Annotated in this window: 24 protein-coding genes; 20 read left to right on the forward strand and 4 right to left on the reverse strand. The window is 39.0% G+C overall.

Annotated features, from left to right (window positions below):
* From menH to BZZ03_RS06925, 3 genes are read right to left on the reverse strand one after another with little or no spacing between them, the layout of a single operon-like run.
* Positions 1-828 carry a 2-succinyl-6-hydroxy-2,4-cyclohexadiene-1-carboxylate synthase gene (gene menH / locus BZZ03_RS06915; protein ID WP_086582855.1) on the reverse strand — a complete coding sequence of 276 codons (828 nt, stop codon included), beginning with the start codon at positions 826-828 and terminating at the stop codon, positions 1-3.
* Positions 818-2464: a 2-succinyl-5-enolpyruvyl-6-hydroxy-3-cyclohexene-1-carboxylic-acid synthase gene (gene menD / locus BZZ03_RS06920; protein WP_086582856.1), complete on the reverse strand. Its 1647-nt coding sequence runs from the start codon at positions 2462-2464 to the stop codon at positions 818-820. Before menD ends, menH begins: the two co-directional genes overlap by 11 nt.
* Positions 2465-2466: 2 nt before the next feature.
* Entirely contained in the window at positions 2467-3603 is a 1137-nt protein-coding gene (locus BZZ03_RS06925) for an isochorismate synthase (protein ID WP_086582857.1), read from the reverse strand.
* Positions 3604-3682: 79 nt separating this feature from the next.
* On the opposite strand from BZZ03_RS06925, the gene BZZ03_RS06930 reads away from it, so the two are divergent.
* The 4 genes from BZZ03_RS06930 to BZZ03_RS06945 all read left to right on the forward strand — a co-directional run bounded on the left by BZZ03_RS06930 (position 3683) and on the right by BZZ03_RS06945 (position 8208).
* Positions 3683-4252 carry a GNAT family N-acetyltransferase gene (locus tag BZZ03_RS06930; protein ID WP_086582858.1) on the forward strand — a complete coding sequence of 190 codons (570 nt, stop codon included), beginning with the start codon at positions 3683-3685 and terminating at the stop codon, positions 4250-4252.
* The gene (locus BZZ03_RS06935) at positions 4245-5525 is read left to right on the forward strand and encodes a DRTGG domain-containing protein (RefSeq protein ID WP_019293212.1); all 1281 of its coding nucleotides are present in this window, start codon (positions 4245-4247) and stop codon (positions 5523-5525) included. Before BZZ03_RS06930 ends, BZZ03_RS06935 begins: the two co-directional genes overlap by 8 nt.
* Before the next feature lie 11 nt (positions 5526-5536).
* Complete coding sequence (locus tag BZZ03_RS06940; RefSeq protein WP_086582859.1) at positions 5537-6466, forward strand: DHH family phosphoesterase; 930 nt, start codon at positions 5537-5539, stop codon at positions 6464-6466.
* A 170-nt stretch (positions 6467-6636) separates the two neighbouring features.
* Complete coding sequence (locus tag BZZ03_RS06945) at positions 6637-8208, forward strand: zinc ABC transporter substrate-binding protein AdcA (RefSeq protein WP_086582860.1); 1572 nt, start codon at positions 6637-6639, stop codon at positions 8206-8208.
* A 62-nt stretch (positions 8209-8270) separates the two neighbouring features.
* Here BZZ03_RS06945 and BZZ03_RS06950 read toward each other — a convergent pair whose 3' ends face one another.
* Positions 8271-9236 (reverse strand): asparaginase, encoded by a 966-nt coding sequence (locus tag BZZ03_RS06950; RefSeq protein ID WP_086582861.1) that lies wholly within the window; start codon positions 9234-9236, stop codon positions 8271-8273.
* Positions 9237-9497: 261 nt separating this feature from the next.
* Here BZZ03_RS06950 and BZZ03_RS06955 point away from each other — a divergent pair, with 261 nt between their 5' ends.
* From BZZ03_RS06955 to BZZ03_RS07030, 16 genes are all read left to right on the forward strand, one after another.
* Complete coding sequence (locus BZZ03_RS06955; RefSeq protein WP_029343385.1) at positions 9498-10904, forward strand: Cof-type HAD-IIB family hydrolase; 1407 nt, start codon at positions 9498-9500, stop codon at positions 10902-10904.
* 117 nt (positions 10905-11021) lie between these two features.
* Complete coding sequence (locus BZZ03_RS06960) at positions 11022-11681, forward strand: HAD family hydrolase (RefSeq protein ID WP_019293207.1); 660 nt, start codon at positions 11022-11024, stop codon at positions 11679-11681.
* Positions 11682-11741: 60 nt separating this feature from the next.
* Positions 11742-13709 carry a DHH family phosphoesterase gene (locus BZZ03_RS06965; protein ID WP_061412467.1) on the forward strand — a complete coding sequence of 656 codons (1968 nt, stop codon included), beginning with the start codon at positions 11742-11744 and terminating at the stop codon, positions 13707-13709.
* On the forward strand, positions 13706-14158 hold the full coding sequence (gene rplI, locus BZZ03_RS06970) for a 50S ribosomal protein L9 (protein ID WP_014024508.1): 453 nt from the start codon (positions 13706-13708) through the stop codon (positions 14156-14158). The genes BZZ03_RS06965 and rplI overlap by 4 nt, the downstream gene beginning before the upstream one ends.
* Position 14159: 1 nt before the next feature.
* On the forward strand, positions 14160-15536 hold the full coding sequence (gene dnaB, locus BZZ03_RS06975) for a replicative DNA helicase (RefSeq protein WP_019293205.1): 1377 nt from the start codon (positions 14160-14162) through the stop codon (positions 15534-15536).
* Positions 15537-15644: 108 nt separating this feature from the next.
* Positions 15645-15908 (forward strand): Veg family protein, encoded by a 264-nt coding sequence (locus tag BZZ03_RS06980; protein ID WP_003134126.1) that lies wholly within the window; start codon positions 15645-15647, stop codon positions 15906-15908.
* Positions 15909-16071: 163 nt separating this feature from the next.
* Positions 16072-16845: a phosphotransferase family protein gene (locus BZZ03_RS06985; protein ID WP_019293204.1), complete on the forward strand. Its 774-nt coding sequence runs from the start codon at positions 16072-16074 to the stop codon at positions 16843-16845.
* Positions 16846-16905: 60 nt separating this feature from the next.
* Entirely contained in the window at positions 16906-17559 is a 654-nt protein-coding gene (gene trmB, locus BZZ03_RS06990) for a tRNA (guanosine(46)-N7)-methyltransferase TrmB (protein WP_019293203.1), read from the forward strand.
* A gap of 3 nt (positions 17560-17562) precedes the next feature.
* Positions 17563-18012, forward strand: a complete 450-nt coding sequence (gene nrdR / locus BZZ03_RS06995; RefSeq protein ID WP_003134132.1) for a transcriptional regulator NrdR — start codon at positions 17563-17565, stop codon at positions 18010-18012.
* A 33-nt stretch (positions 18013-18045) separates the two neighbouring features.
* Positions 18046-19209: a DnaD domain protein gene (locus BZZ03_RS07000; protein WP_086582862.1), complete on the forward strand. Its 1164-nt coding sequence runs from the start codon at positions 18046-18048 to the stop codon at positions 19207-19209.
* Between the two features lie 2 nt (positions 19210-19211).
* On the forward strand, positions 19212-20096 hold the full coding sequence (gene dnaI, locus BZZ03_RS07005; protein WP_086582863.1) for a primosomal protein DnaI: 885 nt from the start codon (positions 19212-19214) through the stop codon (positions 20094-20096).
* On the forward strand, positions 20089-20805 hold the full coding sequence (locus tag BZZ03_RS07010; RefSeq protein WP_019293200.1) for an NADPH-dependent oxidoreductase: 717 nt from the start codon (positions 20089-20091) through the stop codon (positions 20803-20805). The genes dnaI and BZZ03_RS07010 overlap by 8 nt, the downstream gene beginning before the upstream one ends.
* Positions 20802-21422: a pentapeptide repeat-containing protein gene (locus BZZ03_RS07015; RefSeq protein ID WP_086582864.1), complete on the forward strand. Its 621-nt coding sequence runs from the start codon at positions 20802-20804 to the stop codon at positions 21420-21422. Before BZZ03_RS07010 ends, BZZ03_RS07015 begins: the two co-directional genes overlap by 4 nt.
* Positions 21423-21631: 209 nt before the next feature.
* Complete coding sequence (locus BZZ03_RS07020) at positions 21632-23569, forward strand: BglG family transcription antiterminator (RefSeq protein ID WP_086582865.1); 1938 nt, start codon at positions 21632-21634, stop codon at positions 23567-23569.
* Between the two features lies 1 nt (position 23570).
* On the forward strand, positions 23571-23870 hold the full coding sequence (locus BZZ03_RS07025) for a PTS sugar transporter subunit IIB (protein ID WP_019293197.1): 300 nt from the start codon (positions 23571-23573) through the stop codon (positions 23868-23870).
* A 51-nt stretch (positions 23871-23921) separates the two neighbouring features.
* A complete protein-coding gene (locus BZZ03_RS07030) occupies positions 23922-25289 on the forward strand; it encodes a PTS ascorbate transporter subunit IIC (RefSeq protein WP_061412478.1) in 1368 nt (455 codons plus the stop codon).
* Positions 25290-25393: the final 104 nt, after the last annotated feature.

Below are 25393 nucleotides of genomic sequence, written 5' to 3' on the forward strand. Positions count from 1 at the left end.
TTATAGCATGGCTGAGTCATGCAAATGTGTCTTTAAGATTAAATTAAAATGTTGAGGTAGTTCCAGATGTACATTATGCCCTGCGCCCTCCACAATCAGACTTTGCGCTTTTGGATAAGTACCGATTTGTTCAGCGATTCGTTTATATTTTTGATCCAGAGCTCCAGTGATATAGATTAAGGGCAAGTTTAAATCTGGGAGCTTCTCTGAAATGTCTGGAAGCTTTCCTTGGCTGGTAGCGCGTAAAGTTTGGGCCAGGGCATGAGGTGCATTTAGGGCGCGACTAGACCAGATTTTATATTGCTCTTCCTGAGAAAGATTTTGTTGACTTTGGAAGATGGGGAGCGCGCCCCAATAATTTGCAAACCAGACAGCACCATTTTCCTCGATTTGTTCAGCCAAGTGAAGATCAGCTTGGAGGCGTTTTTCACGTTGATTACTGTCAGCTATGCCAGGGGCAGCTGCTTCAATGATAAGTTGTTCAATGGGCTGTTCGGGAAAGTTCAGTGCAAATTGCAGTGCAATCCGTCCACCCATGGAATAGCCCAATAAGCTGTAGCTTTTTTCTTGAAAAAGGTTTTGAATGATTTGTCGAAGCTGCGCACAAATGCTTGCCAAACGGTAAGCATCAAGTTGTTCCGGCTTGCTGGACTTTCCATGTCCCACAAGGTCTAAAGCAAAGATTTGGTAGCCTGATATATCTAAAGCATCCCAAGTCGAAGCAGACTGGCTAAAACCATGTAAGGCTAAAAGGGGCTTACCTTGACCATGTATCCTGACATGAAAGGTAAGGGAATCAATCTGGATATATTTATCTTCAAATAGCATAAGTCGTATATTTTTTGTGCAAGTCTAAGCTCACATCCTTGTCTGTTTTTATTTCCAGAAGATGAATACCTGTTTGAGTAAAGCTTTGACTGAATTGTCTTTCAAAGTCCTGATAATCTTCCACGAGATGATAATTCAAGCCCACCAATTGTGCTAAGCCTCCAAAATCTAAACCATGAGGCGTTGAGAAGAGATAGTCAAAATGTGGTTGCCCCTTTTGCGCCAAATGGTGGAAGATTCCGCCACCGTCATTGTTGAAAAGGACGATAGTCAAGTTGAGCTGATGTGTTTTGCCTACGATTAAGCCATTGATATCGTGAAGTATAGAGAGATCACCGGTTAAGAGGACCGTAGGTTGTCCACTCGTAGATATACCTAAGGCGGTTGACTCTTGTCCGTCAATACCATTGGTACCGCGGTTTCCTAAAAGACGAACAGTGGCTTGACGACTGCGCCAAAAGTAATCAACATCGCGTATGGCCATCGAGTTAGAAATAAGGAGTTGCGTATGTTCAGGGATCATGTCTTGCAGACTTTGAACATAACGTCCTTCAAAAGGTGCAGTTTCATCTTTAACTGTATCGAGTTTTTGGCGCATGGAGTGCTGATAGTCTTGCCACTGCTTGAGTGCCTTTTTACCAGAAGTTGAAGGTTGAACTGCTTCACAAAAAAGTGCTGGTTCAGCCTGAATAACCTGTGTCGTGGTTTGACTTGGATTGCGATAATCAAGTGCCGAATCAACTTGGATATATTCTGCCTGAGAATTGTGTGCAATTAATTGTAAAACGCGTTTTGATACAGGAATTTGACCAAACTGAAGAAAACAGTCAACTTTAAGTGTATTGAGGATTTCTGGCTGCGTGAGAAAAGCATCATAAGCATCAATAATATTGGGATGACTATAATTACGTAAATTAGACAAAGGATCTGCCAAGATAGGTGCGTGAATCTTTTCTGACAGGTTTAAAAGTGCTTTTTGATAATCCGAGTTACTATCAGGTCCTGCGAGAATAATCACATTGCCACTTAATTCCGGAACAAGCTGCGGCTGAATTTTCCCTTGACTGAGAGAGAAAGGCTTGCGACCTTTTTGGTAATGTTCCGGGTTGAGTTCTGGAATCAAAGGCTCACCGATAGGCACATTGATTTGTACGGCAGCAGCGGGAACATTGGTAGATGCCATATAGGCACGTTGTGCGACCTTACGTGGATAAGTCCAGAAATTATTAGCATTGGGATGACTTAACTCTTCATAATGGTTAACGAATTTGCCAAAGTAATCCGCCTGATTTACGGTTTGCGCAGCGCCCACAAATTGCAGGTCATTGGGCCGATCCGCGCTCAAAATAATCAGAGGTATACGACTGTGTTTCGCTTCAGTAATGGCGGGGAGATAGTGAGCAGCAGCAGAACCAGAAGTACAAATAAGAACTACCGGACGTTGTTGAGCTTTGGCTATACCAAGGGCAAAAAAAGCAGCCGAGCGCTCATCAATATTGACATAAGTGTCATATTTGCCATACTCTTCAAAAAGCATGGCAAGAGCTGTTGAACGTGAACCCGGGCTAAATACAGCTTCACGTACGCCTAGATTGAAAAATTCATCAACAAGTGGTGCTAAATATTCATTGTTCATTTTTAAAGTGCCTCGAGTATTGTTTTTAATTTTATCTTTGTTTCATCAAATTCAGCTTGACAGTCTGAAGCGGCAACAATGCCGCAACCGGCATAGGCGTAGCATGTTTTCCCATCAAATAGTGCTGAACGAATGGCGACGATGAGTGTTCCATCTCCTTGAGCATCGATTAGACCTAAAGGTGCCGCATAAAGTCCGCGTTCATGTTTTTCATTGGCACGGAGGAAGTCAAGCGCCGCTTTACTAGGTTGTCCGCCCAGTGCTGGTGTAGGATGAAGGTGCTTGCCCCAATCAATTAAGGAATTGGATGCATCAACCGTCGATAAGAGTGTTCGAAGATGAAAGACATTCTTCAAAGCCATTATCCCCGTTTCCCCTATCTGAACATGGGGTGACTTCTCTAACATCTTGTCCTTAATCTTTTGGACAACAATTTGGTGTTCATGAAGATTTTTCGGGTCTTGAAGTAAGCGGGTATCGCCATGAGCGAGGGAACGGGGAAAGGTTCCAGCTAAAGCATAGCTCAGAATATGATTTCCTTCTTTCTGGACCAAAATTTCAGGTGAAGCACCAAGAAATGTTTTACCAGCTTTATGATAAGCAAAAATAAAAGCTGAAGGGTTATTTTCTATCAACCGCTCAAGAATTGGCTCAATCTTAAAAGTCTGCTCACTCGTAAATTTAATTTGACGAGAAGCTACGATTTTGATTGTTTTGCCCTGCGCAATATTTTCCTGTAACTTTTGGTAAAGACTTTGCCATTCTTGATAATCCGAAGCTTCTTCTGTATAGCTGTTGGACAGTTTACTTCCCTTTTCGTCCGTAATTTCTGGGAGAGAATCACAGGACAAAACATAAGACTCTGTAGGTGTTTGTACAAAGTAATGCTTGAAAGCGACAATCTCGTTTCCGAAATCTTGCCAAAGCTCATCATTTACTTCATCAAAAAAACTCTGGCTGTAAAAAACGTAAGGATAGTTTGCGATATCTTGTTCTTGCACAGCTTGCAAGCGTTGACTGGTAATAATCAACGTTTGCTTTTGGCTATCGTACCAAAAAAAACGCTCACTAGGGTCAGGGAAAGCAGACCAAAAGGCAAGCGGGTGCTCTAATTTGAGATTTATCCGTCTATAGTTCATAGTAATGAAATTATATCACAGATAGCAGAAGTAACGTGATATAATAGGCTTATTAAAAAAAGAATCTGGAACAGTGATAATGAATATCAATGTAAAACTTGCGGAACACCAAAAGATTGAAACCAACAGGCTATTGCTTCGCCCTTTTGTCATGTCTGATGCAGCCGATATGTTTGAATATAGCTCTGATGCAAGTAATCTTCAATTTGTCTTTAATCCCCATCCAAATCTTGCACATACCAGCTTTGTCATAGCCAATCATTTCATGAAAGAGCCCTTAGGTAAATGGGCAATCGAACTAAAATCAGAGCAAAAAATGATTGGTTTGATTCAGTTTTCAAAGCTGGTTGAGCAAAAGGGTACAGCAGAATTATCCTATGTACTTCACAAAAAATATTGGAATCAAGGTCTGATGACTGAAGTGCTCGCTTCTGTAACCCAAGTTTGTCTTAAAGAGATTGGACTGAAGCAACTTGTGCTTAATTGTGATCGGGAAAATCTCAGCTCGATACGGGTGGCTCAAAAAGTGGGCTATAAGCGAATTGGCCGTTTTAAAGGTAGCACACAATACAATAAAGGACGCATCTCTGAATTCGAGGAGTTTGCTATTAAAAAAGGAAATCAAGTCTTAGGAGTATCTCATGTCTAAACACGAAGAAATTCTTAATTATATAGAAAAACTTGACATTGGTAAGCAAGTCAGTGTCCGTAGTATCGCTAATCGTTTAAAAGTGGCAGATGGCACAGCTTATCGGGCCATTAAAGAAGCAGAAAATCGTGGTTTAGTTGCTGTAAATGACCGCTCAGGTACTGTTCGAGTATCGGTGAAAGGACAAAAACGTAACCATAAGTTGACTTTCGGAAAAATTGCTGAAATTGCCAGTGCTGAAATCTTGGGTGGACATGCTGGACTGGAGGTTGAATTTAGTCGTTTTTCCATCGGTGCCATGCAGCCAGAAAGTGTGAAAAAGTTTTTGATGAAAAACAGTTTGATGATTGTCGGTGACCGTAAAGACATTCAGAGTATGGCTTTGCATGGTCAAAGCGCTGTGCTTGTTACAGGTGGTTTCGATGTTGATCAGGATGTTATTGATTATGCAAATGAGATGGGGATTCCGCTTATGCGCGCGACTTACGACACCTTTACAGTTGCAAATCGTATCAGTCATGCTTTAGCAAATGAATTGATAAAAAAAGATATCATCACAGTAGCTGAAATTTCCCACGATCATCGCCCTGCATTACGTGAAGAAGATACGGTAAAAGACTTTATGGAGTTGATGAAACGGACCAATTTAAGCCGTTTTGTGGTAGTTAATCCTCATCGTGTAGTTGTTGGCGTTGTCAGCATGCGCGATATTGCTCATAAAAGTCTAGATACGCAGATTAACAAGCTGATGAACTATCCCGCTGTTGCTAAGCAAAAAATGACGGTGGCGAGTATTTCACAAAAGATGATTCATGAAGGTTATGACATCATGCCGATCGTGAATAAGGATTACACCTATGCTGGTGTGGTGACCAAGTCTGAAGTGCTAGAAAGTCTTCAAAGAAGCCAAGAAGAAAGCCAAGTGACACATACCTTTAGTGAAGACATGTCCAGTAAGATCAGTGAAAAAGGCTCTGCATATACTGTGATGGTTGAACCGCTTATGGTCAATAATGTCGGAAATATTTCAAGTGCTGCTCTGAGTGAGATTGTCGCAATCGTTGTTCAAAGAACGCTTGACAAAAGACGACGCAGAAATGTTATCCTAGAGTCAATGAATCTCAACGTGATGGGCACGGTCGCGATTGATAATCTCTTGGAAATTTATCCCAAAGTCATCAACGAGACCCGTTTAGGCGCGGTTGTAGATATTGAAATTTATTATGTCAACAACATCATCGCCAAAGCAGTTGTGAATCTACAAATTACATAAGGAAAAAAATAATGAAAGAAATACTTACAAAAATCAAAGAATACGACACCATTCTCATTCATCGTCATAAAAATCCAGATCCAGATGCGCTAGGCTCTCAGTGCGGTTTGCGTGCCATTTTAAGAGCAAATTTCCCCGAAAAGAAAATTTATGCTGTGGGTTATGATGAACCAACACTTACTTATTTGGCTGAGATGGATCAGGTGGAGCTGGGGTCGGGGACAAGATACCTTAGTATCGTCTGTGATACAGCAAATACACCACGGATTGATGATGACAGATGGATGCAAGCAGACTATGTCATTAAAATAGACCACCATCCAAATGATGATGCTTACGGAGATTTACGTCTGGTTGAGCCAGATCGCAGTTCGGCTTCCGAGATTATCACAGATTTTGCATTGAACCATGGGCTAGCTTTGAATGAAGAAGCAGCGCGCCTTCTTTATGGGGGAATTGTTGGTGATACTGGACGTTTCCTATATCCAGCAACCTCAGCTCAAACCCTTTATTTAGCAAGTAAGCTTGCAGAATTTGACTTTGACCGTCCAGCATTAGGGCGAGAAATGACCTCATTTGATATGAAAGTCGCGCGTTTGCAAGGATATGTTTACGAAAATCTTGAAATTTCCGAAAATGGTGCAGGACGTGTGCTTTTAAGTAAAGAGGTTTTGGAAAAATTCAATTTACGGGATGCCGAAACATCAAGTATCGTTGGCACTCCAGGAAGTATCCGCGATGTACAATCATGGGCGATTTTTGTGGAACAAGCAGACGGACATTATCGTGTACGGATGCGTTCAAAAACCGTACCTATCAACGAAATTGCTAAAAAGCACGATGGAGGTGGACATGCTTTAGCTTCTGGCGCTAACTCTTATTCTTTGGAAGAAAATGAGCAAATTTGGCAGGAGTTGCAAGATAATTTGGAGAAGAAATAGTAGAAGTACTTTGTTAAAAAACTTTTATAAAAAAACAGCTGAAGGAAGAGGCCCCTTCAGCTGTTTTTTTAGCACAAAATTTAAAAATTAGTTAACTGGTTGACATAATGAAAAGAATGAGATATACTTAACCGGTAAACTAAAAAACAAACTAAAAAAGGAGATTTTAGGTGGTAATATTTTATAAGGAAAAGAAAAAAAAAGCGTTTAATCATAAGAAAAAAATAGGAGCTGCTTTATTAGGAGTCGTATCACTCAGCTTGCTCACTGCTTGTCACACAACTCAAAATAAAGCCACAACAAACACAAATGGCGAAAAACTGTCTATTGTTACGAGCTTTTATCCCGTCTATGAATTTACAAAGAATATTGTGGGAGATGAAGGTGAAGTTCAGCTGCTAGTTCCGGCAGGGGCTGAGCCACATGATTATGAACCCTCAGCAAAAGATATGACAACAATTAGCAACTCAGATGTCTTTGTGTACCATAATGAAAATATGGAAACATGGGTCAATAAATCTAAAGCTTCATGGAAGAAGGATAACCCCAAAATTATTGAAGGAACTCAAGGACTTCTTTTACTTCCTGGAATGGAAGAAGAGCAGGAGCATAACCATGAGGAAGAAGGGCATCATCATGATTATGACCCACATACATGGTTATCTCCTAAAATGGCAATAAAAGAAGTTGAAGTGATTGAGAAGCAGCTGAAAAAACTATACCCACAAAAAGCTAAGACATTTGGAACTAATTCTGCAAAATATCTGAGTAAGTTAAAAAAATTGGATGAAAAATTTAGTTCAGAATTAAAAAATGCAAATCAGAAAAGTTTTGTAACCCAGCACGCAGCTTTTCGTTACTTAGCTCTAGACTATGGGTTAAAACAAATTCCCATATCAGGACTTAATCCTGATCAAGAACCTTCTGCCGCACGTTTAGCAGAATTAAAAAAATATGTAGAGAATAATGGCATAGAATATATTTATTTTGAAAATAATTCAAACAATAAATTCGCAAAAACTTTAGCGAGTGAAGCCAAAGTAAAAATAGCTGTTCTAAATCCATTAGAAAGTCTTACAGCAAAACAAATTAAGGAGGGGGAAAACTATATCTCTGTAATGGAGGAGAATTTGGAATCCCTTAAGAAAACGACCTCTGTTAAAGGTAAAGAAATAAAAGCAGAACACTCTCCTGAAAGTGAAAAAAATGTAGAAAATGGATATTTTTCGGATACTGATGTCAAAGATCGTTCATTGACTGACTACGCAGGAAATTGGCAGTCAGTGTACCCTTTGCTCCAAAATGGCACTTTAGATCAGGTGTTTGATTATAAATCAAAAATTAAGGGAGATAAGTCGCCTTCTGCATATAAGAAGTACTATGCAAAGGGATATGAGAGTGATGTGAGTAATATTTTGATTGATAGCCATACAATGACCTTTACGAAAAATAATGTAAAACATAAATATCACTATGAGTACAAAGGATTTAAAATTTTAAATTACGAAAAAGGTAATCGTGGAGTGAGGTATCTTTTTGAAACCGATGATAATAATGCTGGCGAGTTCAAATATGTACAGTTTAGTGATCATGCGATTTCACCGATGAAGGCAGCACATTTCCATATTTTTTATGGTTCAGACAGTCAGGAAAAAGTACTTGAGGAGCTTGAAAATTGGCCAACATTTTATCCAAGTGATTTATCACCACAAGAAATAGCACAAGAAATGATTGCTCATTAAACTATATATTTTGGAACTTAGATTGAGAAAAAAACAGCCGAGAACTTGTCTCGGCTGTTTTTTTAATTTTCGACAAATTTCTTAAGTGCGTGCCCTTCCAAGCCACCATTCAAGCCAATCAAGAGTTTGATGCGTGCTTTTTGAGAATTTACTTCAGGTGCAAACATCACACCAGCTTCTGCCAGCTTAGAACCACCACCTTCATAGGCGTAGACTGGTTCCGCTATACCATTGAAACAACGGGAAACGAGTACCACAGGAATACCAAGCTTGATAATATTCATTAATTTTTGTGCGGCTGTAGGGGGGAGATTACCTGCTCCCAACGCTTCAATAACCAGGCCATCTAAACTACTCAAATCAAATAAGTCAAAGACTTCACCGGTCATTCCGGCATAAGCTTTAACAATCGGGACTTTTCCTTTAACAGAAGAAATATCAAGATGTTGATTTTCGCCATCAGTATGGAAATAGAAGAGTTTGTGCTTTGTGGCTAAGCCAACTGGTCCGTGCGTTGGTGTCTGGAAAGTAGAAACATTGGTCGTATGTGTTTTTGTTACATATCGTGCTGAATGAATTTCATCATTCATCACTACAAGAACACCGCGATTATGAGAAGCATCGTCAGCAGCAACACGGAGTGCGCTGAGGAAATTATAGATACCATCTGTTCCTAATTCGTTGCTTGAGCGCATTGCGCCAGTCAATACAATTGGCATACCACGTGGAATTGTTGAATCCAAAAAGAAGGCTGTTTCTTCAAGTGTATCCGTGCCGTGAGTGATGACAACACCGTCAAATTCTTCTTGGTCGAAAGCTCTGTTGATACGTTTTTTGATCAAGAGCATTTCTTTGGGGGTGATGTGCGGACTAGGAAGGTTAAAAATATCTTCAGCGACCATGTGAATCGAATCAAGGTGCATATCTACCGAATTCATAGGGTTAACCGCGTTTGGCGCCACGCGACCACTGGCATCTTCCGCCATAGAAATGGTCCCCCCAGTATGCAACACTAAAATCTTTTTCATTAGTCAATTTCCTTTCAAACGTCAATAAAGTAAATTTATTATAGCATATTATAGGAGGGAATAAACAGCGACAAAGCTAAGTCCTCAACCATTTAGAAAATAATTAAAAAGAGTAGCATTTTAAATTTGGGGGACAGCCATTATTCGTGGAATTTTGGAAAAAAACCTGTATAATTAATAGGATAAGAAAGCTTAACGACGGGTTGAATTTAGCCGATAAGCAATAAACACATGAAGAATTTATGAGTATAAGGCATGGAAATGGATATAAAAGCAGTATTTTTCGATTTAGACGGCACTCTTTTTACGGGGACAAGATCAGTGGCTCCGAGTACGCGCGTTGCTATCGATGAATTAAAACGTAAAGATATATTAGTCGGGATCGCTACAGGACGAGGTCCTGCTTTTGCTTTGCCTTTGATGGAGGAACTTCATTTAGATTTTGCGGTAACTTATAATGGACAATACATCTTTACACCGAAAGCTGTTTTGCATGCAGAAGAGATTGATAAGAGGACCTTACGCAAAATCGTTCGTTTTGCCAAAGATAATCATCGAGATATCTCTTTAGGAGCAGCTCATGGTGTTAACGGCTCTAAACTTTTGAAATTTGGTGAAACACGGATGGCAGGGATTATTTCAGGTATTTTACCATCAGGCACTTCGGACATTGCGCGAAACAGTTTCAAGCATGTCGTACGTCGTGTAGTTCCACAGTCCAATTTTCTAAATATCTTGCGTGAGCCCATTTACCAAGTCATGATGGTCGCAACTCAATCAGAAACGGAAATGCTTGAAAAAGAATTTCCTAATTTGATGATTACGCGCAGCAATCCCTACTCTGTGGATATGATTCCATGTGATTCTGGCAAGCTTCGTGGTATCAAGATGATTGGTGAGCGTTATGGTTTCAATGAACATCAAGTCATGGCCTTTGGTGATTCGGAAAACGATTTAGAAATGTTGACACATGTCGAATATGGTATCGCGATGGGTAATGCTTCTGATCTTGTGAAGCAAAAAGCGACACATGTCACGACAAGTAACAATCATGATGGGATTGCTAAGGCACTTGCGCATTATGGTCTGATTGATTTCTCAACCAGTAATAATTTTATTTCACGTGATCAAAACTTTAATAAAGTAAAAGAATTCCATAAAATGATGGACGGTCGAAGCCAAGAGATTCCGCGTGCTTTTCCACCGCTGGAAGCGGGTTATCGTGCCGGATTTAAGGTCGAAGAAATTGTGGAATTTCTCTATGCTTCAGCAAACGGGGATAGTGATAAGTTTGACGAACTGACAGCAAATCTCCATGCAGATGTGGATAAGGCAGTCCGCAAGGTTAAACACAAAGCAAAAGAAGAAGCGCCGCTGATTGGTGAAGTCGATGCATTGATTGATTTACTTTACTTTACTTATGGAAGTTTAGTGCTTGCTGGTGTTGATCCTTATGATATTTTCAACTTTGTCCATGCAGCAAATATGGGTAAAATTTTCCCAGATGGGCAACCCCATTTTGATCCAGAAACACATAAAATTTTGAAACCTGATGATTGGGAAGAAAAATATGCCCCAGAAGGAAAAATAGAGCGTGAGCTTGAAAGACAAAAGAGAATTGCCTTGCGAAAAGCGCGTGTGCGTGAAGAAGACAACAAGAAAAAATAAAAAAGAAATCGCTGTAAGGCGGTTTTTATGCTTTTCACATCAGAGTCACAAACTCCGCCCCAAAATATGTTATAATAAAGCAGATATAAGCAGACAATTAGGGAGTTTTAGGTGAAAATGAATAAGTTTAAAGCGGTAATTTTTGACATGGACGGTGTCCTCGTTGACACGGAACAATTCTATGCTCAAAGACGTGAAGAATTCTTTAGCAATCATAATATTTCAATTCAACATATGAAATATTCTGATTTTATTGGAGGAAACATGCGAGAAATCTGGCCGCAAATCTTAGGTGTAGATTTTGACCAAGACGAAGCAGCCAAGCTACACGCAGCATATTTAAAACTAAAAGACAATAATCCACTTCCTTACAAAGAATTGCTTTTCCCGGATGTTAAGGCCGTTTTAGAAGCCTTAGAAAAAGATAACTATAAAATCGGTTTAGCTTCAAGTTCGGCCATGCAAGATATTGACGAAATGCTTAATGTACATGGTTTACGCCCCTACTTTAAGTCGATTCTTTCTGGTAATGACTTGAAAGCAACCAAACCGCATCCAGAGATTTATCAGCTGAGCATGAAGGCGCTCAATGTAAAGCCTGAGGAAACCTTAATCATTGAGGATTCCGAAAAAGGTATTGCCGCAGGTAAGGCAGCTGGAGCTACAGTCTGGGCTATTGAAGATACGCGTTTTGGAATGAATCAGGCTGCAGCAGATGCATGGTTCCCCAATCTCACGGCTGTTAAAGAAAAGCTAGAAAGTCTTTCAACAAACTAACAGCCTTGCGCATTCAAAAATATAGCCAATGTGTAAATAGACGCATAAAAGGAGAAGGAAATGAAAAGTGTACAGAGATTTTCACCAATAACAATTGTGTTAGTCATGGTTATCGTGCAAGCTCTGGAAAGTTTCTTGCTTATCTTTTCGGGCTCACGAATGATGGCTGTGTTCTATCTGTTTTTGATGAACATCCTTATCACAGTCGGCATCTTACTTCAAGCTCGAAATTATCGTTTAAGAAGAGTGGAATTCATCAGGAAAATAAATGATGAAGCAGAAAACTCACTCAATGCAACCTTGGACAATATGCCTATCGGTGTCATTCGCTACAATAAAGAGACCTATGAACCGGAATGGTTCAATCCCTTTATCGATTTGATTTACCATGGGGATGATCGTGTCCTTGATAAAGAAGAAGTTAAGGCAATTATTCAAAAGTATCATGAAGAAAGAAACCAATTTTTCACGATTGAGAAGAAAAAATATTTTATCACCTTAGATGATGAAAAAAATCTTATTTATTTAGCAGATGCAACTTCTGAGGCTAACAGTCGTGAGAGCTTGCAGGAAAGTCGTGCTGTTATTGGAAGTATTTCGGTTGATAACTATGATGATGTCACCGATTTGATTGCGGACAGTGAACGGACCAAGGTTAATAGTTTGATTGCCAGCAATTTGGAAAGTTTCGCAAGCAAATACGGTGTTTATTTGCGTCGTGTTTCAAGCAGCCGTTACTATTTCTTTTGTGATTATGGCATTTTGAACCGAATGATTGAGGATAAGTTTTCTTTACTGAAAGATTTTCGGAAAAATTCAGCTGAAAGCAAGATTCCCCTTACCTTATCTGTGGGGGTATCCTATGGCTGGAATGATTTCCCAAGTATTGGTAAAACCTCTCTCAACAACCTTGAGTTAGCTTTAGTTCGCGGTGGGGACCAAGCAGTCCTTCGGGAGAACACACCGCAAGCCAAAACAATTTATTTCGGTGGTAATTCCGAAAGCCGTACTCAAAAATCAAGAACGCGTGCGCGGGCCATCTCAACAGCATTGCAAACTATCATCAGTGAAAGTGAAGATGTCTTTATCGTTGGGCATCGCTTCCCAGATATGGATGCCTTAGGTGCAGCAATTACGATGAAAAACTTTGTCAACATGTCAGGAAAAGAAGCTTATGTGGTTTATGATCCGGAGCAACTGATGCCAGAGGTGAGCCGAGCTATTGATCTAGTAAACGAAACTGAAGAAGGCTTCGCACATATTATTAAACTTGAAACGGCTTTTGATATGAAGACTGAAAACTCCTTGCTTATCATGGTTGATCACTCGAAGACGACACAAACACTCAGTCTTGATTTCTATAAGGCCTTTAGTAAACTGGTTGTTATTGACCATCATCGTCGAGATGATGATTTCCCTGAGCATGCCTTGCTTTCTTATATTGAATCAAGCGCAAGTTCAGCCAGTGAGTTAGCAGTCGAGCTTTTACAATTTCATGAATATAACTCGAAAATGACGGTAACTGATGCTAGTATTGCACTAGCTGGGATTGAGTTGGACACGAAACATTTCACCAAAGCAACAACTTCCCGTACTTTTGAAGTGGCTGCTTATCTACGCTCGCAAGGTGCTGACAATAACCTGATTAAAGGAATTTTGGCTACTGAGTTTGAAAAATATAAAAAAATTAATGAAATTATTCTTAACTCAGAATATGTTGCCCCAGGAGTTGTGGTTGCCTTAGGTAAACCTGACCAAAAATACGATAATGTCGCGACTGCTAAAGCCGCAGACACCTTGCTTGATATGGCAGATGTCCAAGCTGCATTCTCGATTACAAATCATCAAAATGGCTATATTTCCATCTCGGCGCGTTCATTTAAAGACTATAACGTCCAAACGATCATGGAAGCCATGGGAGGTGGCGGACACTTTAATGCCGCCGCAACACAAATATACGAACGAAATATCGATGAAGTCAAAAAGGACCTCATCGCATTAATTAAGGAAAGAGAGAACGAACAATGAAAGTAGTATTTTTAGCAGATGTAAAAGGACAAGGAAAAAAAGGCGAGATCAAAGAAGTACCAACAGGTTATGCAAATAACTTTCTCCTTAAGAAAAATTTAGCAAAAGTTGCAACAAGTGCTGCTGTAGCAGAACTTCAAGGTAAAACAAAAGCTAAAGAAAAAGAAGAAGCTGAAGAGCTCGCAGCAGCTAAAGCATTGAAAGAACGTCTTGAACAAGATGATGTAATGGTTGAAATCAAGATGAAGGTTGGAACGACAGGTCACACCTTCGGTGCTGTGGATAAAGCAGATATCGCGAAAGCACTTCAAAGTCAATTGGATGTTAAAGTAGACAAACGTAAAATTCAATTGATTAATAAGATTCAAGCGCTTGGAATTAAAGATGTTCCAATCAAATTGCACCGTGATGTAACTGCTACAGTCAAGGTCAAAGTAAGCGAGAGATAACATGCCTGATATTGATATTATCAAAGCACCACCACAAGATTTAGCCGCCGAACAAGCCGTTTTGGGGGCTATTTTCCTTGATAGTGACCGCTTGATTGAAGTGAAAGAATTTCTTTCTACGGATGACTTTTACAAAAACGCACACAAGATTATTTTCCGAGCCATGGAACACTTGTCGGACAATCGTGAAGCGATTGATGTGTTAACTGTCCGCTCGCTTTTAGAAAATCAAAACGACTTAGAGACTATCGGGGGCATTGCTTACATTGCTGAGCTTGCTACTGCAACACCAACGGCTGCTAATGCCTCTTATTACGCAAAAATTGTTGCTGAAAAATCTTTACTGCGTCAGTTGATTAATAAATTAACACAAAGTGTAGAGAAAGCTTATAGTCAGGAAGATCCCGCCGAGGATGTTCTTGCGGAAGCTGAAAAGTCATTGATCGATGTGCAGCAAGGGCGTAATACATCAAGCTTTCGTCGGATTTCAGACGTCTTGTCGATGAACCTAGACGATCTGGAAGAACGGGCTAAACAAAAATCAACGATTACAGGTATCGCGACAGGTTATCCGGCCTTGGATGCCATGACGACTGGTCTCCATGAGGAGGAACTTATTATTCTTGCTGCACGTCCAGCCGTGGGTAAGACTGCCTTTGCTTTAAATATTGCACAAAATATTGGGACAAAACAAGATAAAACGGTGGCTATCTTTTCATTGGAAATGGGTGCAGAAAGCCTTGTTAACCGGATGCTTGCAGCTGAAGGAACGATTGAATCGCATAACTTACGTACCGGTCAGCTTAATGACGAAGAGTGGAACCAGTATTTTATTGCTATGGGGACACTTTCGAAAGCAAGTATTTACATTGATGATACTCCAGGGATTAAGATTACAGAAATACGGGCACGCTCTCGTAAACTCGCACAGGAAACAGGCAATCTTGGCCTAATCGTTATTGATTATTTGCAGTTGATTTCAGGGACAGGACGAGAAAATCGCCAACAAGAAGTTTCAGAAATTTCACGTCAGTTGAAGATTCTGGCTAAAGAGTTAAAAGTTCCTGTCATTGCTTTGAGTCAGCTTTCACGTGGAGTAGAGCAACGTCAGGATAAGCGTCCTGTCTTATCAGACATTCGTGAATCTGGGTCAATTGAGCAAGATGCTGATATTGTCGCCTTTCTTTATCGGGACGATTATTATGACCGTGCCGGAGCAGATGACGAGGATGATGGCTTTAACGATGTCCCAGAAGTAGACAATAAAGTCGAAGTTATTATTGAAAAAAACCGTTCAGGAAGTCGGGGAACTGTCGAGTTACTCTTCCTGAAAGAATACAACAAATTTGCTAGTATCGATAACAGATATGAAGACTAGCATTTCTAGGTGTATTCATGTTATAATGGATAAGATTTAAAATTTAAAATGGTAAGCTAGGCGGAAAACGCCTGTCTTTGCATTTCTAGAGAAAAATTGGAGAGTAAAATGGATAACCAAAATCAAAGCCAAGAAGTAGGAAAAATCGTAGATATCAGAAAACAAGTTGAAGAACATGTTGGTCAAACCATTGAAATTACATCACAATTTGGACGTAAACGTGAAAATCGTCATAAAGTCAACTTGATTGAGACTTATGCCACACACTTTGTTATTGAAAATATTCCAGCACGTGGTCCAAAAACAACAGAGTCTTATCAATATGCTGACATCTTGACTCAAACAATTTTGATTCACTATCCAAATAAATAATTTGTTTATTTGTGAAGTTTTCTAGTAGTGAGTGCTCATGTAACTAACTGCAACAATATCTAGTGTTTGCTTGGTCTTCTACGGAGCCGTCGCATTCACCAAATGGGTTACATAAAAAGCTTCTCAAACATAAGATTATAAAAATCCAAAGAAAGGAGTAAATATGACATCTTCAAGCCTATCAATGATGCCTGTCAAAGGTGGTTCAGGAAATGCTTTTGTTGGCGAAAGCGACAATAAGCGTGTTTTTATTAAAAAAAATTGTAGCCCTTTTTTGACAAGTGTGTATCTTGAAGGTATTACGCCACAAGTCTTATGGACGAAGCGTACAGCAGAAGGTGACATGTTAGCTGCTCAACCTTGGATTAATGGCCATACGTTGAAACCATATGAAATGAATGATTCACGTATTGGTGAAATTTTGCGGCATTTGCATCAAAGCGAAAAGCTTATTGAAGCCTGTAAAAAGTTAGATAACGAGGTCATGCTTCCAGCTGATCTTTTGGAACAAGTACTGAGTAAAAGTTCAATCTTTGAAACCAATGGTTTTCTCTCAAATGTCGTTGTGGAACTCTCAGAAAATCTTCCAGAATTAAAGGAAGATGATATCACAGTTGTTCATGGTGATGTGAACCATAAAAACTGGTTGGTTGACGATGAAAGTGATAAAGTTTATCTCGTAGATTGGGATACTGTTCTTTTAAGTAGCCCTTTAGTGGATATAGCACATGTTCTAACACACTATATCAAACCAGAAAACTGGGAAGAGTGGCTCCATCAAGCAGGCTATAAAACAGCTAAAAATATAGAACATGAATTAATCTGGTATGGAAAACTTTCTTTCCTACGTCAGATTTCAGAATATATGGCAAGAGAGCAAATTAAGGAAACAGAGCAAGAAATTGCGCGTTTTCAAAATTTTTGCCGTTTATTTTAAAACTTAGAAAATAAAAATAGGAGGCTTGCCTTCTTATTTTTTCAAAAAATAGGAGAAAAAATGCGCGTAAGAAATCGTAAAGGCGCTGCGGAACACTTAGAAAGTAACGCACATGTTGTTGTAGAAAATCCAGCAGACTTTAAAGGACGTTGGGCAGAGCGTTTTGGAAATGATCATCCCATTCATATTGAAGTTGGATGTGGTAAGGGCGGTTTTATCACAGGCATGGCTGCTCAAAACCCAGAGATTAATTATATTGCGATTGATATGCAACTATCCGTCTTATCTCACGCTTTAGACAAGGCTTTGGAAGCCAACCTACCTAATGTACAAATGATGTTGGTTGATGGCGCAGCATTAACCGAATACTTCGAGGATGCTGAAGTTTCGCGTGTTTATCTGAACTTCAGTGATCCGTGGCCAAAAACACGTCATGAAAAACGCCGGTTGACTTATAAGTCATTTTTAGAAACTTATGAACAAATCCTGCCACCAGAAGGTGAAGTCCACTTTAAAACAGATAACCGTGGTCTATTTGAATATTCATTGGCAAGTATGAGTCAATATGGTATGATTTTAGAAAAAGTCTGGTTAGACTTGCACGCAGATGAAGAATTTGCCAAAGTCAATGTAATGACAGAGTATGAAGCAAAATTCTCAAGCAAGGGGCAAGTGATTTACCGTTTAGAAGCAAAATTCCCAAAGAGAGGTTAAGCTATGAGATGTCCAAAATGTCAATCTGAATCGTCACGAGTAGTAGATTCACGTCAAGCTGATAATATGATTCGTCGTCGACGTGAATGTGAAAATTGTGGAAACCGTTTCACAACTTTTGAGCGGATTGAAGAAATGCCACTTTTGGTCATAAAACGTGACGAAACCCGTGAAGTTTTTAATCGTGATAAAATTATTACTGGAATAGTGCGCAGTGCCCGTAAGCGACCAGTGACGAGTGAATCTATTGAAAAATTGGTTGATCGTGTCGAACAGAGAGTACGCCGCTTAGAGAAAAATGAAGTACGGACCGAAGTTATCGGCGAATTTGTTATGGAAGAATTAATGGATTTGGATGATATTACCTATGTTCGTTTTGCAAGTGTGTACCGTTCCTTCAAAGATGTGAGTGAAATCGAAGATTTACTTAAAAAGATTACGAAAAAAGACTAACGGTTCTATAAAAGAGAAATAAAAGGATGAACTATGAGACCAGGCGATTCATTTTCTATTCTAAATCGAGGAAAAATCAGCTTTGATGCTGATACTTTTTCGCTACTTTACTTGCCCATTATTGGGCGAGATGCTTTTGGGCTTTATCAACTCTTGCGCGTTTTTTCGACGGGCAAGATTTCTCATTTTTTAGAGTATCTTGATTTTGGTCTCAATCCTTTTATTGAAGCTTTAGATAAACTTTCAGGGATTGGGCTCGTGCGGGTATTTGACCAACAACCGGGCTATCTTATGGAGGTAAAAAGTCCTTTAACTTTTGAAGAATTTTTAGCAGACGAATTTTATAAGCAATTATTGATTTCACGTATTGGGGAAAATAAAGTTAAAGCTTTGGCAAAAAAACATGAACCGGATGCTTTGGAAATTACAAAAAAATTTCATGAAGTTTATGCTGTGAAATTTGAACCGACTCAGACAGTCGTTCAAGCAGAAAAATTTGACTTGAACTCTTTTAAGAGCATTATGGAAAACCAACATTTGACTTTTGCAAATGAAAATCAGGATATCTTGACTCTCTATGGTTTGGCGGAAAAATTTGATCTTAACTGGTATGAATTATTTAAAGCAGCTGAGCAAACTGCCAATGCTGATAAGACTTTAAATACAGCAAACTTAACAAGAATGCTTGCTGGGAAATCGGAACCTTTGCCTGCCTTATCGGAATTTCCTAAAGGTTTTCAAGATTTGATTGTTATTAGTAAAGAAGTTTCCCCGCGTGATTTTTTAAACAAGCTTAAACAACAAGCTGGTGGTTTTGCTTCGCAAGAAGAACTGAAGATTTTGAATAATTTAGACAAGCAAAATATTACTGACCAAGTACAAAATATTTTGATACACTATGTCTTGATTCAACAAGGGAATGCGAGTCTCAATGCTCGATTTGTCAATACTCTGGCAAATGATTGGCTGCGCCATAAAGTATACAATGCGGAAACCGCAGTGAAAAGAATACTGGAGCGTCAGCAGCAAGCAGAACAAAAGCAAAAAAGTAATAAAAATTATAAAAACTCAGGTAAGCTGGTCAAAAAAGCGCCTCAATGGTCCAATGCCAGCTATGTAAACACGACCAGTGCAGAAGATATTGCCAAGTTCGAACAATATAAGGCTTCCCGCCGTAAGGATAAGAAGGAGAATTGAGCATGGAATCAATTGGAGAGCTTTTGAGTAAGCGCCCAGATGTACGTGGAAATTTTGACAAGCTCGTTGCTGAAGTGATGAAAAATGAACAAGTTCAAGCTTTTATTTCTGAAAATCAAATGACTGAAGATGAAGTACAGCGTAGCTATTCAAAGTTTTATGAATTTGTTAAAGAGCGAAAAAAATTTGAAGAACATGAAAAAAGGGCAGCTGATGGCTATGAACCTGTCTTGATTATGAATCATGGTTACGCAGATGTTTCCTATCAAACCACAGCAGAATTAGCTCATCGTCAAGAAGTCAGCAATCAATTGCGTCGTGTTCAAATCATTGGTTTACCTAAAGAGATGAAGCAAATAGATTTTTATGCAGATGTCTTTACAGACAATCAAAATCAATTTGACTTGTTTCGGAAAGTGGAAAACTTTATCGACAACTTTCCCCAAGAAAAAGGGATTTATATTTATGGTGACTTTGGCGTAGGTAAATCCTTTATTATGGCCGCAATGGCAAATGAGCTCTCGAAAAAAGGCGTTTCCACCACTTTATTACACTATCCAACCTTTATTTCTGACCTTGATTTTGAGAATGCGAAATATTGGGTCAACGAAATTAAAAAAGTTGAAGTCTTGGTCTTAGATGATATTGGTGCCGAACTTAATAATGCCTGGGTACGCGATAGTATTCTGCAAGTTATTTTACAGCATCGTATGCAAGAAAATCTTCCGACATTTTTCACATCAAATTTAAATATGACAGAGCTTGAGTTACATTTGGCTGAGACTAAAAAAGCAGATGAAATCTGGCCAGCAAAACGTGTCATGGAGCGTGTGAAGTATTTAGCGTCTGAAGTTCGTTTAGAAGGAGTAAATCGCCGACATGAATGAGACAATTGATCTGATGATGCAACATAGTTCAGTACGTAATTTTACGGATGAAAAAATTCCAGAACATGTATTAAAAACGATTGTTGATGCGGGACGTGCAGCACCAAACTGGAAAAACTTTCAATCTTATTCGGTGATTCTTGTGCAATCTCAGGAACAAAAAGATGCTATTTTTGCCCAACAGCCCCAAAAAGCAATTAAAAATTGTGCTGCTTTTTTGGTTTTTGTTGGAGATCTTAATCGAGCTAAAATAGCAGTCGAAATGAACGGTGGTGAGTTTCAACCAGAAGGTGTAGAATCGCTCCTTATTACTTCAGTCGATGCTGCAGTAGCTGGTCAAAATACATTACTTGCTGCTCAGTCTCTTGGTTATGGCGGTGTAATGGTCGGTTTAATTCGTGATCAAGCACGAGAAATTTCTGAGATATTAAACTTGCCTGATTACACTTATCCGATTTTTGCTGTGGCTCTTGGAAAACCTGCACGTGTAAATCCAGTAAAACCTAGATTACCTTATGAAGCTGTTGTATTTCCTGAGAAGTATATTCCACAAGATGAAGAAGTACTGCGCGCCTATGATAAAGTTCAAGATGATTATGCTGGTTCACGTCGTCTCAATTCTACATGGTCAAGTCGAATGGTTGATCAATGGGGAAAACCAGAGCTAAAAGCTTCAACAGAGAATCTTAAAGAAAAAGGACTTTTATGAAGAAAATTCTTTCACCAAAGCTTCCTACTGAGTTAGAAGTTGTCGATTTTACTACCCTTGAAGATAATGAAGCCTACCAAGTAGAGTTGAAAAATCAAGAAATCTATTTAGAGGAACGACAACTTTTCAGTGGCTGTCGTCTACAAAATATTAATTTTGAGTTAGATGTGACTGCCGATTTAGAATTTACGGATTGTGTTTTTGAAAAGTGTGATTTTTCTAACCTTATTTTTTCTAAATTTGGCTTTTATCGTTGTATTTTTAAAGATTGTAAATTGCTAGGTACTGAATTTACCAATGCTTTTTTGCAGGATGTCCAATTTCAGGATTGTTTGCTTAATTACGTTAATTTTTCAAGTGCGAGCTTGAAGAATGTGCTCTTTGCAGACAGTATGATGAAAGAAAGTCTATTTATTGCTAGTCAATTTAAGCAGGTACGCTTTGAAGGGAATGACTTGGAGCTTACGAATTTCTGGGAAACTGCTTTATCCGGGATTGATTTTTCAAGTAACACCTTTGAGCGCCTTGACGTGAGTCCTGAACTGGCTAAAAACATTAAAGTTAATCTAAGTCAAGCAGCTTTTTTTGCTGCTTTACATGGAATTGAGATTGTATAAGTCTTGGAAGATTCAAGACTTTTTATTTTAAAATAGCCTATCAGAATTGACCATTTAATTTAAAAACCGCTTTGAGCTAAAGCGGTTTTTAAATTAAAAAAATTTTTAAAGAAGAGTCCAATCACTAAAGAAAACGTTTTCTTGTTTTGGACCCAACAGCTTAATTTCGAAGCAAAAATTAGGCTATAATTTAATTGTGAGGAAAAAAGATGCTTAGTTATAACTTAGATATCCTACTATTTTCAGAAAGACGTTTCTGGAAACTCGATAAAATACTCGAAGTTACTGGACTCAAAAGCCCTGAATTTCAGAGACAACTCGTCGAATTAAATCAAATATTGCAAGATAAAAATCAAAGACAGCTAGAATTTACCAATAATGTATTAGCGATTCCTGAAAAGCTAGAAAGTTTCGAAGAAATTCGCTTTAATATCGAAGAATATGAACTAACATTGAGCGAAGAGAAACGTCAATTCCTGATTTATTTACTTTGCTTTTCTAAACGTTCAGTATTAGCCATCAGTGATTTTCAGTCCCTTTTAAATGTAAGTCGAAACACTGTCTTATCTGATATTAAAAAGTTGCGTCAGCAGCTAGATAACGAAAACATACGTCTAGAATACTCACGCAAGTTAGGCTTTTACCTCCAAGGGGCATCGAAAGAATTACGTAAAACGACCTGGCGTTTCTTACAAGAACTCCATGAAGAGAGTGATTACTATGTTTTGTCGAAGCATCTCAATCTTAAAAATCCCCTCTTTATACACCAAGTAGGACAGCAGATCAGTCGCTTAATTGCTGAATTAAGTGTACAGGTTATCCATAGTCGATATCTTCCGATGCTGATATACCTTGCTTTACTTCAATCACATCTTGGAGAAACAGATCTATTTCAGGAAGATGTACTGGAAGTAGAAGCATTACTGATTGGCATGAGTGATGGCAACTTTGAAAAGTCTGGTTTTGATTTTCTTTATCGTATTGGCTTTGAGATTATGGAAAATGTAATGAAACTTGCAGCGGTTCAGTTTGAAGATTTTACAAAAACCTTCGCTGCCTTACGTGCCCATCTGGTTCCTGCCTATTTTCGACTGAAATACCACTTCGAAATAGAGAATGTTCTTTTGGACAAAATAAAAACAGATTATTCCTCTCTGTTTGAATTAATGGACCTTGCTTTATCACCATTACACGAGGCTTGTGGAGAAATTTCCGAAGCGGAACGCGCCTACTTTGTCATTCTCTTTGGTGGAGAAATTTATAAAAAAAAGTATACACAAAGTCTTCGTGCTATTGTCTTATGTGTAAACGGTATAAGCTCAAGTTTAATTATGCGTAAACGATTGGAAAATATGTTTCCCAGCATGACTTTTATCCTGAGTACAGCCGTCTCTGATTTGGACAAAATTCCTGCTTTTTCTTATGATATTATCTTTTCGACAGTACCTGTGATGACTGATAAAAAACTCTATTTTATGTCAGCTTTTCCAGACAGTGAAGAAGAGACAAGACTTTACAATCGCTTAGCACAAGATTTTAATTTACCTGGCTTTTATAAACCCAATGCTAGAGCTATCTTACGTGCTATCGAGCCTTACGTCGACATTAAAAGTAATGCGACCAAGAAGCAACTGACGCGGATTATTGACCGCAAGCTAAACAACAAAAAGACAGAAAGTGAGGCATTAGGTGTAATGCTTTCAGATTTATTAACTAAAGAAAAGATTCATTTTACAGATGAGAAACTTGACTGGCGGAGCGCAATTGAGCTTGCAGCTCAGCCATTATTGAATCAAGGAGAAATCGAACCCTCTTATATTTCAGCTATTATTAATCGTGTAGAGGAATTTGGCCCTTATATTGATTTAGGTATGGGCATTGCGTTGCCGCATGCGCGTCCTGAAGATGGGGTTAAAAAGCTCGGTATGTCATTTCTTAGATGTGAACAACCAGTATATCTTCAAGATAATCCCAAACATGAAATAAAGATTTTCATTGTCCTTGCAGCTATTGATAATGAAACGCATCTTCGCGCCTTATCTACTTTAACCCAAATATTATCAAATAAAGATGAACTCAACAAAATGCTAACTGTAGAAACAGTAGCAGAACTCGAACAAATTTTTGCAGAAAAAGAAGGAGAATAATATGAAAATCGCATGTGTATGTCAATCAGGATTAGGAACAAGTTTTATGGTACAAATGAATCTTCAAGCCCTTTTACAAGAAATGGGCTTAGATGTTAATGACTTTGAACTTGATCATATGGATGTGGGATCAGCTACACCAGATTCTGCGGATTATTTCTTTGTGGAGTCCACATTAACAACAGCTTTGCCTAATATTCCAACAGAAAAGATTGTACCTTTGTCTTCAATTATTGATCGAGATGCTGCGCGTGAAGCACTGGTTAAAGTCTTAGATGAAAGAGGGATTGCCCACAACTAAGCAAAAAAAGTAATTAAAAAGAATCGAAAATAAACTTAGGAGAACAAAAAAATGAATGGAGTTTTAAACTTTATTGTCTCTGTTGCGACGACGCCTGCCCTACTTGTTGGTTTAATTGCCATGCTTGGACTAATCTTACAAAAGAAACCAGCAACAGCAGTTATTCAAGGGTCAGTGAAGACCTTTGCTGGATTCTTGGTCTTGGTTGGAGGAGCTGGTATCTTGGTGGGTGCGCTTGCACCTTTTGCCGATATGTTCCAACATGCCTTTCATGTGAAAGGTATTGTCCCAACCAATGAAGGTGTGGTTGCCTTAGCACTCGTTGAGTACGGGACACCGACGGCCTTGATTATGCTTGTCGGGATGATTGTGAATATTCTGCTTGCTCGCTTTACACGATTTAAATACATCTTCTTGACAGGTCAAGCCATGCTCTATGTTTCTTGTATGGCGGCGGTGATTCTTGTTTCTGCCGGAATGGGCGAAACTTGGATAACCATTCTTCTTGGCGGTATCTTTGAAGGAACGCTTTTAACAGTCACACCAGCTATTTGTCAGCCATTTATGCGTAAAATCACAGGAACTGATAATGTAGCGATGGGACATACAGGTAATATTGGATATGCTCTTGCAGGATGGCTCGGTAAAACTTTTGGTGATCCTGATCCTGAAAAATCAACAGAAAAGTTGAACATTCCTAAATCATTGGGCTTTTTACGAGATTCGACAGTATCCATTTCCTTACTGATGGCTGCAGTCTATATCCTTTTAGCTATAGCCGCAGGTCCATCTTATGTCGAAACAGAGCTTTCTAGCGGTACAAACTTTGTGATTTTCTCTCTTGTTCAAGCAGGAACTTTTGCAGCAGGATTTGTCGTTGTTCTACAAGGGGTGCGTATGATTTTAGCCGAAATCGTACCGGCTTTTCAAGGGATTGCCCAGAAATTGGTTCCCAACTCAAAACCGGCTTTGGATGTACCAATCGTCTTTCCTTATGCACCAAATGCGGTATTGATCGGTTTCTTCGTTTCCTTTATCACAGGATGTTTATCGATGGTTGCTATGCTCGTCATGGGAACAACGGTTATCATTCCGGGCGTTGTTGGACATTTCTTCTGCGGTGCAGCAGCAGCAATATTTGGTAATGCCAATGGCGGACGACGTGGAGCAGTGATTGGAGCAATTGCTAATGGGCTCCTCTTATCTTGGTTACCTCTTTTCATTATTCCATCTTTAGGTGCTTTCGGAGCAGATGCTTCAGCCACATTTGCGGATACAGATTACCTGATTCCAGGTATCATTGTTGGCCGAGTTGGTGAAATGGGATCTGGTGCAATTGCCGCTCTGATCCTAGGATTTCTCGCTGTTGTCCTGATTCTTAGTGCAGTCTTAAATGCCAGAGATAAAGCCAAAGTTTAAGTCAATGTCAATGTTTACAAAAATCAGTTTTCGCTCAGGAAATCTGATTTTTTAGTAAGATGAAAATAAAAAACGTTTTCAATTATGTTATAATAAAATGTATT

The organism is Lactococcus petauri, assembly GCF_002154895.1.
GTDB classification, from domain to species: Bacteria; Bacillota; Bacilli; order Lactobacillales; family Streptococcaceae; genus Lactococcus; species Lactococcus petauri.

Coding starts and splice junctions, on each gene's coding strand:
- menH (WP_086582855.1), bottom strand. CDS start 828: ATGCTATTTGAAGATAAATATATCCAGATTGATTCCCTTACCTTTCAT.
- menD (WP_086582856.1), bottom strand. CDS start 2,464: ATGAACAATGAATATTTAGCACCACTTGTTGATGAATTTTTCAATCTA.
- BZZ03_RS06925 (WP_086582857.1), bottom strand. CDS start 3,603: ATGAACTATAGACGGATAAATCTCAAATTAGAGCACCCGCTTGCCTTT.
- BZZ03_RS06930 (WP_086582858.1), top strand. CDS start 3,683: ATGAATATCAATGTAAAACTTGCGGAACACCAAAAGATTGAAACCAAC.
- BZZ03_RS06935 (WP_019293212.1), top strand. CDS start 4,245: ATGTCTAAACACGAAGAAATTCTTAATTATATAGAAAAACTTGACATT.
- BZZ03_RS06940 (WP_086582859.1), top strand. CDS start 5,537: ATGAAAGAAATACTTACAAAAATCAAAGAATACGACACCATTCTCATT.
- BZZ03_RS06950 (WP_086582861.1), bottom strand. CDS start 9,236: ATGAAAAAGATTTTAGTGTTGCATACTGGGGGGACCATTTCTATGGCG.
- BZZ03_RS06955 (WP_029343385.1), top strand. CDS start 9,498: ATGGATATAAAAGCAGTATTTTTCGATTTAGACGGCACTCTTTTTACG.
- BZZ03_RS06960 (WP_019293207.1), top strand. CDS start 11,022: ATGAATAAGTTTAAAGCGGTAATTTTTGACATGGACGGTGTCCTCGTT.
- BZZ03_RS06965 (WP_061412467.1), top strand. CDS start 11,742: ATGAAAAGTGTACAGAGATTTTCACCAATAACAATTGTGTTAGTCATG.
- rplI (WP_014024508.1), top strand. CDS start 13,706: ATGAAAGTAGTATTTTTAGCAGATGTAAAAGGACAAGGAAAAAAAGGC.
- dnaB (WP_019293205.1), top strand. CDS start 14,160: ATGCCTGATATTGATATTATCAAAGCACCACCACAAGATTTAGCCGCC.
- BZZ03_RS06980 (WP_003134126.1), top strand. CDS start 15,645: ATGGATAACCAAAATCAAAGCCAAGAAGTAGGAAAAATCGTAGATATC.
- BZZ03_RS06985 (WP_019293204.1), top strand. CDS start 16,072: ATGACATCTTCAAGCCTATCAATGATGCCTGTCAAAGGTGGTTCAGGA.
- trmB (WP_019293203.1), top strand. CDS start 16,906: ATGCGCGTAAGAAATCGTAAAGGCGCTGCGGAACACTTAGAAAGTAAC.
- nrdR (WP_003134132.1), top strand. CDS start 17,563: ATGAGATGTCCAAAATGTCAATCTGAATCGTCACGAGTAGTAGATTCA.
- BZZ03_RS07000 (WP_086582862.1), top strand. CDS start 18,046: ATGAGACCAGGCGATTCATTTTCTATTCTAAATCGAGGAAAAATCAGC.
- dnaI (WP_086582863.1), top strand. CDS start 19,212: ATGGAATCAATTGGAGAGCTTTTGAGTAAGCGCCCAGATGTACGTGGA.
- BZZ03_RS07010 (WP_019293200.1), top strand. CDS start 20,089: ATGAATGAGACAATTGATCTGATGATGCAACATAGTTCAGTACGTAAT.
- BZZ03_RS07015 (WP_086582864.1), top strand. CDS start 20,802: ATGAAGAAAATTCTTTCACCAAAGCTTCCTACTGAGTTAGAAGTTGTC.
- BZZ03_RS07020 (WP_086582865.1), top strand. CDS start 21,632: ATGCTTAGTTATAACTTAGATATCCTACTATTTTCAGAAAGACGTTTC.
- BZZ03_RS07025 (WP_019293197.1), top strand. CDS start 23,571: ATGAAAATCGCATGTGTATGTCAATCAGGATTAGGAACAAGTTTTATG.
- BZZ03_RS07030 (WP_061412478.1), top strand. CDS start 23,922: ATGAATGGAGTTTTAAACTTTATTGTCTCTGTTGCGACGACGCCTGCC.